Consider the following 13,370-nt stretch of genomic DNA (forward strand, 5'->3'; position numbering starts at 1 on the left):
CACCTACTCACTTCGCGTTCCTTGAGGGAGGAGTTTTCTTGGCTAAAATGATAAATTAACACGTATGTTGATTAACCAAAGTAATACAGTTTCTTGATTTATCGACCTGTAGAATTCAAGTGTTCCTTTCAAACTAATTTTCCACTCAATTGACAAGATGTGTTCCCATTCTAATGGAGAAATATATTTCAATAATTCTTCATTAAGATGGGAATTAAATAACTCAACTTTCGCACCTATAAAATAAGCTGGGAGATTTACCTATATTGAATTTAGAGTCTATCAATTGTGTACTGTACAACTTGAGTAAAATGAAAAACACCTCGATCCTTGGTATAGTGAGATTACCTAGAAATCACTATCACAGAAGAGGTGCCTTAACTACAATAGCTCAAAATAACCAATATCATCAACTACCAAAAGAACTTAATTCTATTTTTTTCGAGCTTGAAGATCCAGCTAAGGATGCAGTCTATCGCTTCTTATAAACGGTGCCAATGTTCAATTGGCGCCCTTTCCTGCTGCTGTTTAGTATGAATGCGATTAAAAAAGTAACTCGAATTACGAAAAAAAACGCTCCAAAGTGTTGATTGTGCTTATCATCGTAACTGCAGTAAAAAAGTTGAATTGCTAGCACACTATTTTGAAACCTTGGTTAACTATTCCACCTTTGAAGTATTTCCTGTTTTTAATCAATGAGTAAGGGGCAAAATTTAAAGTATATGGTGGCACTATTTGTACTTCTTTCTGTAATCTCTACTCATTGAATAAATTTAGAGCTATCACTCATGCCTTCAGTTGAACACCCCGATGACTGAACTAAGATAAGTTATGGATGAAGCGCCCGTGCCATCGCATCAAAATAATTCTGACTGGCACGCTGACTCACTTCAGCTTCAGGCACAAATACTTCAAAGCAATGGAAGCAGCCGGGGTAGAGATGAAATTCAACATCTACTCCTGCTTGTGCAAGTCGTGTTACATATTCAATAATTTCATCTCGGAATAAATCGAGTTGACCTACACATGTATAAGTTGGCGGTAGTCCTGCTAAGTTGTCTGCTCTTGAAGGTACCGCATAGGGAGATGGTTCGTTAGTATCGTTCTTCTTTCCCAAGTACATATTCCAAGCCGTTAAATTGTTTGATCTATTCCATGTTGCATTGTCTTCTATAATCTCATAGCTTGATGGTGTTATGTTGTGGCTATCAAGCATCGGATACAGCGGCATCTGAAAAATAATAGATGGACCTCCTTTATCACGAGCCATTAATGCAAGCGCTGCCGTTAGTCCACCGCCTCCACTTGCACCGGCAATCGCAACTCGATTCACATCAATTCCAAGCGAGTCTGCCTCATTTGTCATCCAAACCAAGCCTGCATAACAATCTTCAATAGCCGCTGGATAAGGATGTTCGGGCGCCAGTCGATAATCGACAGACACAACAACGCATTCAGCAGTCTGAACAAAGCGTTCACACAAAACATCGTCCATATCAGGGTGGCCCATTACGTATCCACCACCGTGAATCCACAGCATAGCTGGAAGTTTATCAAGATTCTTATTCTTCTCAACGGGTTCGTAAATTTTAACTAACATCTCGCCGGCTGCGCCAGGAATCATTCGCTTGGTCATGTTTACAAGCTCTGATTTTTCCAAATGTGGATTCGACAAGAGACTTCGACTCGCCTCTAAATCCCCCTCTAATTGAAAGCCTGGAAATTGTGAGAAAGCCTGTTTTAATTCTGGTAATACTCGACTGTCAATTTTCATATAGATTCCTCCAGTTAAATAATGAAACTTGATGTAATCCTTATGGAATAATTAACTGAATAGATGTGTCTCCTGTTCTCCTTCAGCTTCCCATTTGGCAATCTCCTCTCTTACACGAGGGGCAACTTCTGTTCCAAGCAATTCTATGGTACGCATGACCTGATCATGCGGCATGGTACTTAATGGTACATACATCATAAAGCGTGTAATCCCTACATGCTTACGAAGATGAATGATTTTTTCGGCGACTGTATCTGGATCACCAACATACAACGCCCCTTCAAAACTTCGTGCAGCATCAAAGCTGGAACGATCATAATAAGGCCACCCCCGCTCTTTACCAAGTTTATTCATGCCTGCCTGAGTGGAAGGGAAAAATGTATCTGCTGCCAATTCCGTATTCTCTCCAACAAATCCAATTGAATGAGATCCCACCTGAAGCTTTGATACATCATGACCAGCGTGAGCCGCTGCTTTCTTATATAGCTGTACAATTCGTGCAAAGTGCATTGGGCTACCACCAATAATCGCCAGCATAAGTGGTAATCCCAGAAAACCGGCACGGATAGCAGATTCCTGATTCCCACCGCTACCAACCCATATAGGTAAAGGGTTTTGAATAGGTCTTGGATACACACCTAAATTATTGATTGCTGGTCTATGTCCGCCTTCCCAAGTCACTTTTTCGGACTGACGTATTTTGAGCAGTAGGTCCAAATGTTCTTCAAACAGTTCTTCATAGTCTTTCAAGTTATAGCCAAATAATGGAAAAGATTCGATAAAGGAGCCACGACCCGCCATAATCTCTGCGCGTCCATTTGAAATGCCATCCAGTGTAGAAAAATCCTGAAAAACGCGCACAGGATCAGCTGAAGAAAGCACGGTTACTGCACTCGCGAGCCGTATTTTTTTCGTTTGTGGCGCCGCCGCTGATAGAACCATCGCTGGAGAGGATGCTGCATAATCCTTCCTATGGTGCTCACCAACACCAAACACATCAAGTCCTACTTGATCAGCAAGAATGATTTCTTCAACAACTTCACGTAATCGCTGTGCGTGACTTATCACTTCACCACTATGAACATCTGGTTTCGTTTCTACAAAAGACGTAATACCTATTTCCATTTGTTATCTCTCCTAGTCCAATTAGATTTTAAGTAAAAAAAATTAATTATTTCCTTTATGGTAGTAACGTGTTTCTCATATTGGCTAACACACGTTTATTTCATAAAATCTTAACGTCTGGTCATAGCCCAAAAAAGAAGAGCTAAAGCACTCACAGAGGCTCCGAGTAAGGAAACCCCTCCCCAGCCAAAGTGTACGTATATTTGTGTCGACGTAATTGAACCACCAGCACTGCCGATAGAATAAAACACCATATATCCAGCAGTAAGTCGACTCCGTGCTTCTGTATGCAATGGAAGGATCATGGTTTGATTCGTTACATGTATTGCTTGTACGGCCAAATCAAGTAGAACTATCCCTATCACTAATGCGATTAATGACTGCTCTATATAGCTGATGAACAACCATGAAATCAATAATAGAGCTAAAGCAATACCTGTCGTTCGTTGTCCGTAACCTTGATCGGCCAATTTCCCTGCCCGTGCCGCAGCCAAGGCACCAGCGACACCTACAAGACCGAATGCGCCAATTGCACTATGAGATAGAGCAATTGGCGGTGTACTAAGTGGCAGTACTAGTGAAGTCCACAAAATGCTGAAATCAGCAAAAATCAGCATGGCTAGAACGGAGCGAACGCGTAACGTTCGTTCTTGAATAAACAAAGCAAGCACCGATCTAATCAACTGAGGATAGGATAGCGATTTTACCTCGCGCTCAACATTGGGCGACATCTTTATAAACATAAAAACCATTAAAAGCATGAGCGCTGCAGAAAATAGATATACAGAACGCCATCCCGCAACATCTGTTAATATACCAGCAAAAGTACGTGCGAGAAGTATGCCAATAACTATCCCACTTGTTACAATGCCAACGACACGTCCTCTTTCTGTAGGGGAAGCGATGGTCGCTGCAAATGCTACGAGAGTCTGTGTCACAACTGCAAGCAGACCCACCAAAGCCATACCTACGAAAAGTACCATGCTGGAGGAAGCAGTACCTACTATAACCATAGCTGTTGTAGATAATAGCATCTGACCGACAATTAGACGTCGCTGGTTTAGCAAATCTCCAAGCGGTACGAGTAGTAGTAAGCCCAATCCATAAAAAATTTGTGTAATGGTAATAACAACACCAATAATGGAATGGTTAATACCAAACTCATTAGATAGTTGATCAAGCAACGGCTGTGCAAAGTAAATATTAGCAACAGACATTCCACAGGCAGTCGCAAACAATAATACCAAAGCGTGCGACATAGATGGCTGTTGATTCAAATTAGGTTTTGTTATGGAAGATTTATGACTTATCTTAGTGTAGAGTGGATCATCTTCTATATTTGTCTCTGTTTTGCACATACCTTAACCTCCGATCACATTAGATTTTCAACCATAACATACCGTTCAGTACAATATGATTACTGGTAAATATAACTTAGCCTTATTCATGCTGTCAACGTTTTTCGCACTAAAGTTAATGTTGCATTAAATGAATGGATCTTAATTTGACATAAAGAATAGCTAATTATATAATAATTACATACTGTTTGGTAATAAAAAAACAATTGTAATTACCTACACACCTATCCTAAAACAATTAATAAAATCAAAGTTTGAGGAGGAGAATTCTTAATGGCAAGAACCCGTGAATTTGATGAGGATCAAGTTTTAGATGCAGCAATGCAGTTATTTTGGGAGAAAGGATATGAGGCTACCTCCTTAAGTGATCTTACTTCTAGAATGGGCATTCAACGCCCTAGTATTTATTCAACTTTTGGAGATAAGAAAGAATTATTTGAAGCCGCACTTCGCAGGTATACAATGTCTCGGGCCTCTGATATACGAAATAGGCTTCAAAGTCACTCCTCTGTAAAAGAGGCATTTTCTATTTTCTTTGCCGATGTCGTCAATGAAGAATACGCAGGGGATCTTAGTAAAGGTTGTTTTTGTATCAATACAATGGTTGAACTAGCACCTCATGATGAGAGATTTGAAATTTTGACAAGAGAACATCAAATGTACCTCGCCGTCATTTTTCAGGAGACAATCGAACGAGGAATCCAATCAGGTGAGCTGGAATTCAACACAGATGCAAAGTCTTTGGCACAGGCACTGATTGTAGCGTTAATCGGTCTAACGGTTATGATGAAATCTCGCCCCCAACGTTCATTTGTGGACAATGTAATAGCAGCGACGCTCACATTACTTAAGTGACATAATTGTATTTAAAAGTACGAAAACCATACCTTTATAGGGGTAACATCAAATCTCCATCAAGCTACAATTTTATAGTACCCCCAGAACGAAATTTTGTGCTAACTGGTAACAAAAATGCTCATTTTTTCATTTCAGGGTAATTCTGAATTCTTAAGTTGATGGGTATGTGGCGCTACTCCTAAAAATCTCCCTTTAAATAAGAGCACATTTTCTGTAAAGGTATAATGTTAATCTATCATTTAATTACTATAATATAATGTTAATTATGGTAATAACGTCGTAAATCCTTATCTCCCTAAGATCACCCACCACTCTCTGTACTAGTAGGAAGTAATTTGTATAATTCTTCCTTATGTTAACTAAAATACTTATTTTTTATATTTTCTTATTGTTTATATTTTTATATTGTTATACAATGTTTCATTTCTTTACTTATATGCGATTAAGATATATCGGAATTAGAAAAATGGATCTTTCGAGATTCCTTTTTCTAATTAAAATAAAAAGCAGCGGATTCGCTAACTATCCATATTTCTCGCCTCACAGTGATCCCTTTATGTTATTTTATTATATCTTCTCTTTTAAATCCGTTTATTTATATGTACAATTATAAATGACCACTAACATTTTGAATCACGGTGACAATCATGTGGATTTTTGGTTCATTATTGATCTCTACTATCTGTTCAACAATCCTTTATTTTGGAATGCCTTTTCTTTCTACACTGGATTCACAGCAGAACATACATAATACTGGGTTAACGGAATCATAGCCTTGGTTTTCCTTCTATTCTTTATCCTAAACACGCTAGGAGTTGATACATATGTGGAAAAAGATTAATAATTATAAGTTTCACCTAAAAGATTTGAAATTTATGACTTGGCTATTCCCAATTATCGGTTTATTATACGCTTATGAATTCTTCTCTGGTCTAATGTTCTACCAGGAGGTTTATTGGCTCAAGTTAATATGCATGATAATAATGATTATAGGATTTATAGATATTAGAAAAAAACTTAAAAACAAAGATTATAGAGCCATATGAATCAGTAAAAACTCTTGAACTCATTTTCAAATCATTACATTTTACTTTGGGGACTTACTTAATTAAATAAAGCATTATCAGGAGAATCTGCAGTTCTGCAGTTTTTTTTGTAAAGTAAAAAAGCATCTTATTTATATGCGCATCATTCTCTTTTTTCTACATAATAACAATACCAATTACGATGCAGCCTCCCCCTAATAATATGAATAGTTGTGGCAAATTAAAATCTAAGGAAATAAGATTGACAAGATGTTCAAAAGCTAAGCTAACTTTTTCTTTCGATCTGCCACCTTCTACTTCCCTGATCTCATAAATTAAGGTCAAACAAATAATAAATATCCCTATACCAATTAAGTATATACCCAAAATTCATACATCCTTTTTTAAAATGATATTCCCATAAAAAAATATATAATATCATAGATCCTTATTTAAATATAAAATAGCAGTGGATTCACTACTTTAATTTCTATATAACTTCTTTTTCTTTTGTCCTCTTATAAAGAACTTTACGACTTACACCAGTAACTTAACATATCTTCTTAACTGTATATCCATTTTCTTCACGATTAGCAAGCAGCTCTAAAGCGTGCTCCATTATACGTCACTTTGTTTAGCAAGGTCTATACCTTCTCGTTAGCACATCTTAATTTTTTGTTCGTTTGTTTTGTAATATTAACAACAAATAAGACGCCTCCCAGGTCAAGGAAGCGCATCCGATAATTGCTATAAACTTGATCAAACTTATTTATCTTCACATTATTTATTTCTTTGCTTCCATACCCCATTATCTTTACGATAAGTATTCTTACCATCCATGAGGTCAGCTGTATTACCCGGAATGCTATATTTCTTATTCTTTTTATTAGCCTTCTTTTTCAGCCTTTTCTCTTCTTTAATAGCTTGCAAATCCGTCTTCCATTGTTTCAACAAATCCTTTTCATGTCGCATCGAATTTGTACCCCTTGGATTAAAATGTGAACCAAATAATTAGATTCTACCTATTTATATAGATATCCTTCAATCCAATGTACCAATTTATGTTTTTCCTTTTAAATAGACCAACAATATATTAAAATATCCTATATATCCAAGGAGGTTTGTCATGCTCAACTTTCATAAAGAATTACCCCTATTAGGATTCTTTTTGTTTTTATACAGTTTTATTGGTATCATCTTTTTATTACTATTCCTTAGCGTGTAGTAACAATGCAATGCGTATAAATATATGTTTTATGTGTAACTTCTATAAAAGAAGTAAAAAGCACCTCTGTAGAATGATTAATATATACTATATATTAATATTGAATAGCTTTATTCATAAACTTTTTAAATCAATAAATATACTAGCTGAAGCCGATCTATATCCGATGTTTTTTCCTATAGCATTAATAGTAATTTCCACTAAATGAAGTTGCACATCATCTTTTTCAAAAATTCTCCCCTTTAACCACACCCTATTTAATCCCCGTTTATAACCATAAATTATATTAACATTAATATAATTTATGCACTTTATGAAACATCAAGTGTTTCAAATACAATATTTTTTAAAGCTCTCCTACCTTTCCGTCAGCAAGCTTTTTTTAATAACTATTTTGTTTAAATTCACCTTAATTCACATCTAGTTTTCTTAGCATTCAAATTAATAACGGTATAATATAATTAAACTATTTGTATGAGAGGTGATTATTATGAAATGGAAACAAAAATACAATCCGAAGTATCTCTTTTACCGCATGTATAGTTATGTTTATAATGTCCTTGATGATATATCATGGTCTTTAAAATAATTTAGATTGCTATGAGTACACATTTGCAGTATGTTCTTTTCCAATCCGCTATAAAGTTAGGAATAATAAAGGTGCTTTATTATATGTGTTTTCTCCAAACCGTCTTAAGAATAATGCAGTTTTTTAATTTTTCAATAGTACTTACTAAGTATTTCTGTTAATATTTAATTACCGATATGTGTATCAACTGGCCTGTGCTTCTGTACGGGCTTTTTTGATGCTTTCATGCTTCGTAATACCCAGGAACCTGTCTTAGTATTCGGGAATTCTACTAGATTCCCGAATACTAAGACAAACAAAATCCTGCCCTATTACCTCTATAAAGACACCATTGCAAATATAATCCCTTATAGCTTCTATAGATTATCAACTTTTTCATAATATTTATCAGAGTTTTTTTATATTCATAATTCTGTAAAATCTTTATATAACGTTTTAATACATTACGTGTTAAACTTAAAACATTCCAAGAAGTCCTTTACTTTTAGAATCGACAATTCTTCAATACCCTTAGTCTTGCCCTGCATCCCCTGCAGGGCTTTTATCATTTAGCTAAAATTGACCTTTTGTACGTTTCTTCAACCTTTTATGTGCTGTTATATACCCCTTTAGCTCTTAAATTCTTTATGATCCACAAGATTTTCTTTCGTTCGTATTCATCTCTCTGATATTTACCCATTATATCCTATCCTTAATAATCCGTTTATTGATGCGTTCCATAACTTTATCCTTAGTTAGATTTTCAATAACAACCTCTATTTTCCTAAAATTCAATTAAATATTTATAAATTTCTAACGAATATTAATTGATAGGAATCCCACAGCAAGAAATGGAATTTATTCTCAAAAGTTATTTAATTATTGTATCTGTCAAACTATTAATTAATTTATCTCTTCTTCATATTTTTATTGTTTTTTGACCACGGTCAAACAAGTAAATAAAATACACAAATAGGTAAGGAGCATTAGTATGATTATACAAGAAAAATTATCTTTTTCAGATCTAGATTCATTAGATTCAACTACAGATTCCATAATGGACGCGTTTAAAGATCTTTATGGAATACTTCCTGATGAAATTGCAGTAAATAATGAGACGTTTCCAATTCATAATAAACCCGCTATTACTGAATGTTATGATCACGCTTGTTATAAAATGCTGGGACCTTTTATATTTCGAGATCTTGAAAAACCTTCAATAGATGAAATAACCCTACAGGAACAATTTGTATGTAATCCTAATAATGAAGAAAAAGAGATTGTAGTGACAATAAAAGAACAATGGGCCAATATACAATCTTGGACTTCGAAATCTATTACAGGTTTAACTTTAAAATCAGATCTTATCATTGCAGGTAAATTTCAATCGGGTAATGAATTTCATATTTCAACTTTTGTAGGAGAAAGCAATTCAAAATCAATTCATACCTCTCCTTCAATTGAACATTCTATTAAAGTACCTCCAAATAGTAAAATGAAAATAGCAATGATAGGAACATTAATTACTGAGGTTCTACATTTCCGATCAATTATAACAGTACAAGGCATGTTTGGTGCATGTTTTCCACGTATGGTTCGTGGACATTATGTTGGGTTTAAAAGTGCTGGTCACATCCTAAATAAAACATTTGGAATGATTGAAGGATCCATTAACAATACAGCACTTCAGGATATTGAAATAAATATTAAAGGTATAGAACCTTATTCCGATAAACAAAAAGTGATCAAGTAGTAAAGTTGCAAAGTAAAAAAATATACTGTTTTTTGATTCTATATCATATATAGATCATTAGAATAAGGAAAAGGAAAAATCTATAGCTAACAGTACTTCAAAATCATTGAATGGAGGAAAATCAATTGTCAAACAAAAATGAGTTAGGTTTTTTCATTATTAGATTAGTATTAGGGTTAACTTTTTTTGCACATGGACTCATAAAATTTCAAGATGGCATTCATAATACGGAAAATTTCTTCAACAGCCTAGGAATATTTGATTGGCTTGCATATCCAGTAGCAATTCTTGAACTAGTGGGTGGAATTTTAGTTATTCTGGGGCTTTGTACACGAATTATTTCAACCTTATTTTCTTTACTTATGGTCGGAGCCATTATTACTGTGAAATTTGATCAAGGATTTATAGGAGGGTATGAATTTGATTTATTATTATTGGCTGTTTCTTTATTTTTTGTAGTAAATAAAAGTCAATCTATTTCATTAGATAGCTTACTATCGAATCGTAATAATAAACAACAACAAACTCTATAAATATAAAGTTTCTCCTCAACACGTAAATTCTTATTTTGCGAAGAAGCTTATTTATATGAATTACTCAATTTAGATCCGAAAAAAAACAAAAAGAACCCCTTATATTTCGAAAAATTTTTTTCAAAATATAAGGGGTTTATAATTTACTTTTACATTATTGTATAAAAAGGACTTCAACTTTCGGTTACATAAATACCTTCTTATCTTTTTTAAAACGCTCTGTATGCATTTTCTCAGTTGTTAATACCACTTTCTGTGGAATCTTATATAATGGTAGTTTATCTTTACAGAACTCTCTTAATCGCTTTCTAAATTCACTTACACTTTCATTTGTATTTAATTTAACCACAGCCTTAACCATTTGTCCTGTGATTGCATTTTTTTCACCAACAACAGCAACCTCTTCTACTCCATCCATTAGTTGTACTACATTTTCAACTTCAGCTGGAAATACTTTTTCTCCGCCAATATTTATAATCTCTGATTTTCTTCCTAAAATTTTAATATAATCTCCATCTACTTCCACCATATCTCCTGTCATAAGCCAGCCATCTTTGGTAAATGGACTTGGAGCATTAATATAACCAATCATTGTAGACATTGATTTGATCTGCAACATGCCATCCACAATTCTTGACTCAATATTCTCATCACTTAGTTTGATCCACAAAGAGTCATTAGATTTAGATTTCGAATATAAAACCCCATATTCTGATAACCCATACATTTGTGTAATTTTAACATGAGGGAATATTTCGTTTATTTTACTTAGTGTAGCCTCAGGCATAACTTCTGATCCATAAGAAATAGTCTGTAAACTATTTAAATTATACTTTTTATAAACCTCGCTCAGTATAAGTAAATTTATAAAAGTTGGTGATGCAGGTAAAGCTTGTACCTGATGTTTCTCAATCATGTTACATACTCGATTAGGGGTACGATCATCAATTATTACCAAACATCCTAAGCTAGAAATAATTTGGAAGAGAGTATTAACCCCTCCAATATGATCAAATAACATAAATGGTATAACACGTTTTGCACTCCTTGCGACACTGTACTTCTTTTGAAGTAATGTAAAATCATGTACAATTGCTTTACTACGTCCAGTTGTACCAGATGAAAACAATACTAATCCTGGATGTTTTAACTTTTTCAGTTGTAATAATAATTCATTTTGAATGTAATCCCTTTGGATATTGATTATTTCAAAGCTTCCGCTTTCAACTTTAATTACATTTTCTAATTCAACTATTTCATAGTATTCTTCCTTCTTACTGTCAACCAAAGAATTTAAGATTGGTACTACAGTACATCCTAATTCAATAAGTGCTAAAAACATTGCTATAGAGTATGGAGAATAATCAGCTTCCAAAGAGACTGTTGTATAATCTATCTTTCGATGTTCATTTAACTCCCTTGTATAAATCTTTATTTGATTTAGAAACCACTCATATGTGTAAGTTTTCTCCTTCCAAACAATGGCTTCGCATTCTTTATTCATTTCAAACCTTTCAAATAAAAAATCAATATACATACCTAACCTCCTTTTAAATTTTCTTCTTTAATATTTTGTTATGTTAGTGATTTTAACTGTTCCTGGCATTCTAAAATATACGCAACTAATGCTTCTATTGTTTTAAATGGGCTATTATGTTGTGACATTGTATCTAAATTCACCAAATCAACTGATAAACCCAATTCATCTTCTAAGCCTTGTTCAATACTTACCAGTAAAGATACCAGCCCTAACGAATCTAAATACCCCTCCCAATCATAAAGATGTGCTTTCAAGCCTTTTTCAAGATCAATTTTATTTTCAATATTTTCATTCACTTCTTCAACACAGCACAATACAATCTGAATAATTTTTTCTTTATTTGTATCTTTCAAGTAAATACACTCCTTTTATAAATCATCTTTTTACTATGAAGATTCCCTTCCAGCAACTCTAGTACTGTATAACATGAACACTAAATACACTTCTTCTACTGATAAAGTTTGTCAGTATACGTAGTAGCCTTACTCTACTTCTCTCAATTATCTTTTCCCTATTAAGATTGAAGACTATAATTATGTTGCAGAAGAAATAAAATATTCTCATGTAAGATACACTCTCTATTAATAATATCCATCATTATCAAATTAAAAGATTCGAGATCACTTAAATTACTATCTTTTTTTAATAATTTAATATGTGCAATCTTATACAGTCTTTCCCATGATTGTTTTATATCCATTAACTCACTAGTAATATGAATAAATTTATCTTTAAATAACTCGTTCATGTCTATAAGTAAGTCATATAAAAAATATCTACTCCATCTCATATCAAATAAACATTTCAAATACAAAGGGAACATATTTCTTTGTTTATGAAAATCTTCATTTATATTTTCTTTAAGTTCCAGGGCTGCAATCTTACCAAAATAATATATCTTATTGTTTTTTTGCATAATTAAACCTCGAACATACTCACTTGATATTTTTTTTAGTGTTCTCAAAAAAATATCTTTAAGATTTTCCATGCTTATTTTTTCCTGTATAATCACATCAATTGATGAGTAAGATGAAATTCTTTCTATACCTTTTGCTTGAGCCAATTCAGGTATAGCTTTTCCTCCTTTCCAAAAAGAATGAAACTCCTCCATTGATATCTCGCCCATAAATTTATTAGGAACTGGATCTTGAACAAATACTCTATCCTCTGTAAGTTTGTTAATTGCGAGGTAATGGTCTGTAACATATTTATCCGTATGGACATCTATATGACTTTTTATAAATTTGGGGTTCAAATAATCATTACTATATGGTAGAAAAAAGGTGCTTCCTAAGGCAATAAATACTTCTTGACGATTCAAACATTCTTTTATATATTGAAGCCCCTTTTCAAAATTAGAATATACATGTTTCTCCATACGAAATGTTTGATTATATTCTAACAACTGTGTATATCTTGCTACAGAAGGTATTGATGTGATAGTATCCATACGATATGATGGTATACTATATAACTCTTCATTCGCTATTAAACTCATGTAACTAACGCTACCCATACTTTTTAATTTATCGTGAAGAATTGGTATATAGCATGAATAATAATAAGGGACATCAAAAGTTGGAATTAATTCTTTCATTTTCACTACAGCAC

The 13,370-nt window shown here is 33.6% G+C and carries 12 protein-coding genes and 1 pseudogene; 4 read left to right on the forward strand and 9 right to left on the reverse strand.

Annotated elements, in window-relative coordinates:
* Window positions 1-829: 829 nt before the first annotated feature.
* The 3 genes from RT27_RS29060 to RT27_RS29070 form a co-directional block, all read right to left on the reverse strand.
* Complete coding sequence (locus RT27_RS29060) at window positions 830-1,774, reverse strand: alpha/beta hydrolase (protein ID WP_043938553.1); 945 nt, start codon at window positions 1,772-1,774, stop codon at window positions 830-832.
* 51 nt (window positions 1,775-1,825) lie between these two features.
* Window positions 1,826-2,899 (reverse strand): LLM class flavin-dependent oxidoreductase, encoded by a 1,074-nt coding sequence (locus RT27_RS29065; RefSeq protein WP_016082886.1) that lies wholly within the window; start codon window positions 2,897-2,899, stop codon window positions 1,826-1,828.
* Between the two features lie 110 nt (window positions 2,900-3,009).
* The gene (locus RT27_RS29070) at window positions 3,010-4,257 is read right to left on the reverse strand and encodes an MFS transporter (RefSeq protein ID WP_043938555.1); all 1,248 of its coding nucleotides are present in this window, start codon (window positions 4,255-4,257) and stop codon (window positions 3,010-3,012) included.
* 273 nt (window positions 4,258-4,530) lie between these two features.
* On the opposite strand from RT27_RS29070, the gene RT27_RS29075 reads away from it, so the two are divergent.
* Together RT27_RS29075 and RT27_RS29080 are read left to right on the forward strand one after the other, a co-directional pair.
* The gene (locus RT27_RS29075; RefSeq protein WP_002066413.1) at window positions 4,531-5,112 is read left to right on the forward strand and encodes a TetR/AcrR family transcriptional regulator; all 582 of its coding nucleotides are present in this window, start codon (window positions 4,531-4,533) and stop codon (window positions 5,110-5,112) included.
* A gap of 827 nt (window positions 5,113-5,939) precedes the next feature.
* A complete protein-coding gene (locus RT27_RS29080; protein ID WP_016082889.1) occupies window positions 5,940-6,161 on the forward strand; it encodes a hypothetical protein in 222 nt (73 codons plus the stop codon).
* A gap of 156 nt (window positions 6,162-6,317) precedes the next feature.
* Here RT27_RS29080 and RT27_RS29085 read toward each other — a convergent pair whose 3' ends face one another.
* From RT27_RS29085 to RT27_RS29090, 3 genes and pseudogenes are all read right to left on the reverse strand, one after another.
* Window positions 6,318-6,527 carry a hypothetical protein gene (locus tag RT27_RS29085; RefSeq protein ID WP_043938556.1) on the reverse strand — a complete coding sequence of 70 codons (210 nt, stop codon included), beginning with the start codon at window positions 6,525-6,527 and terminating at the stop codon, window positions 6,318-6,320.
* A 163-nt stretch (window positions 6,528-6,690) separates the two neighbouring features.
* A pseudogene (locus RT27_RS36295) lies at window positions 6,691-6,812 on the reverse strand (recombinase family protein); the annotation flags it as partial.
* A gap of 108 nt (window positions 6,813-6,920) precedes the next feature.
* On the reverse strand, window positions 6,921-7,112 hold the full coding sequence (locus RT27_RS29090) for a hypothetical protein (RefSeq protein WP_043938558.1): 192 nt from the start codon (window positions 7,110-7,112) through the stop codon (window positions 6,921-6,923).
* Window positions 7,113-8,924: 1,812 nt separating this feature from the next.
* On the opposite strand from RT27_RS29090, the gene RT27_RS29100 reads away from it, so the two are divergent.
* Window positions 8,925-9,686, forward strand: a complete 762-nt coding sequence (locus tag RT27_RS29100) for a hypothetical protein (RefSeq protein WP_043938562.1) — start codon at window positions 8,925-8,927, stop codon at window positions 9,684-9,686.
* 125 nt (window positions 9,687-9,811) lie between these two features.
* Window positions 9,812-10,219, forward strand: coding sequence for a DoxX family protein (locus RT27_RS29105; RefSeq protein WP_231577684.1), 408 nt, complete (start codon window positions 9,812-9,814; stop codon window positions 10,217-10,219).
* Between the two features lie 184 nt (window positions 10,220-10,403).
* Here RT27_RS29105 and RT27_RS29110 read toward each other — a convergent pair whose 3' ends face one another.
* The 3 genes from RT27_RS29110 to RT27_RS29120 all read right to left on the reverse strand — a co-directional run bounded on the left by RT27_RS29110 (window position 10,404) and on the right by RT27_RS29120 (window position 13,362).
* Window positions 10,404-11,756 (reverse strand): fatty acid--CoA ligase family protein, encoded by a 1,353-nt coding sequence (locus RT27_RS29110; protein WP_043938565.1) that lies wholly within the window; start codon window positions 11,754-11,756, stop codon window positions 10,404-10,406.
* A 38-nt stretch (window positions 11,757-11,794) separates the two neighbouring features.
* Window positions 11,795-12,112, reverse strand: a complete 318-nt coding sequence (locus RT27_RS29115; protein WP_043938567.1) for an acyl carrier protein — start codon at window positions 12,110-12,112, stop codon at window positions 11,795-11,797.
* Between the two features lie 161 nt (window positions 12,113-12,273).
* A complete protein-coding gene (locus RT27_RS29120) occupies window positions 12,274-13,362 on the reverse strand; it encodes a hypothetical protein (RefSeq protein WP_016082897.1) in 1,089 nt (362 codons plus the stop codon).
* Window positions 13,363-13,370 lie beyond the last annotated feature (8 nt).

Origin of the sequence: Bacillus sp. L_1B0_5, from assembly GCF_000836715.1 — a bacterium.
GTDB classification, from domain to species: Bacteria; Bacillota; Bacilli; order Bacillales; family Bacillaceae_G; genus Bacillus_A; species Bacillus_A thuringiensis_S.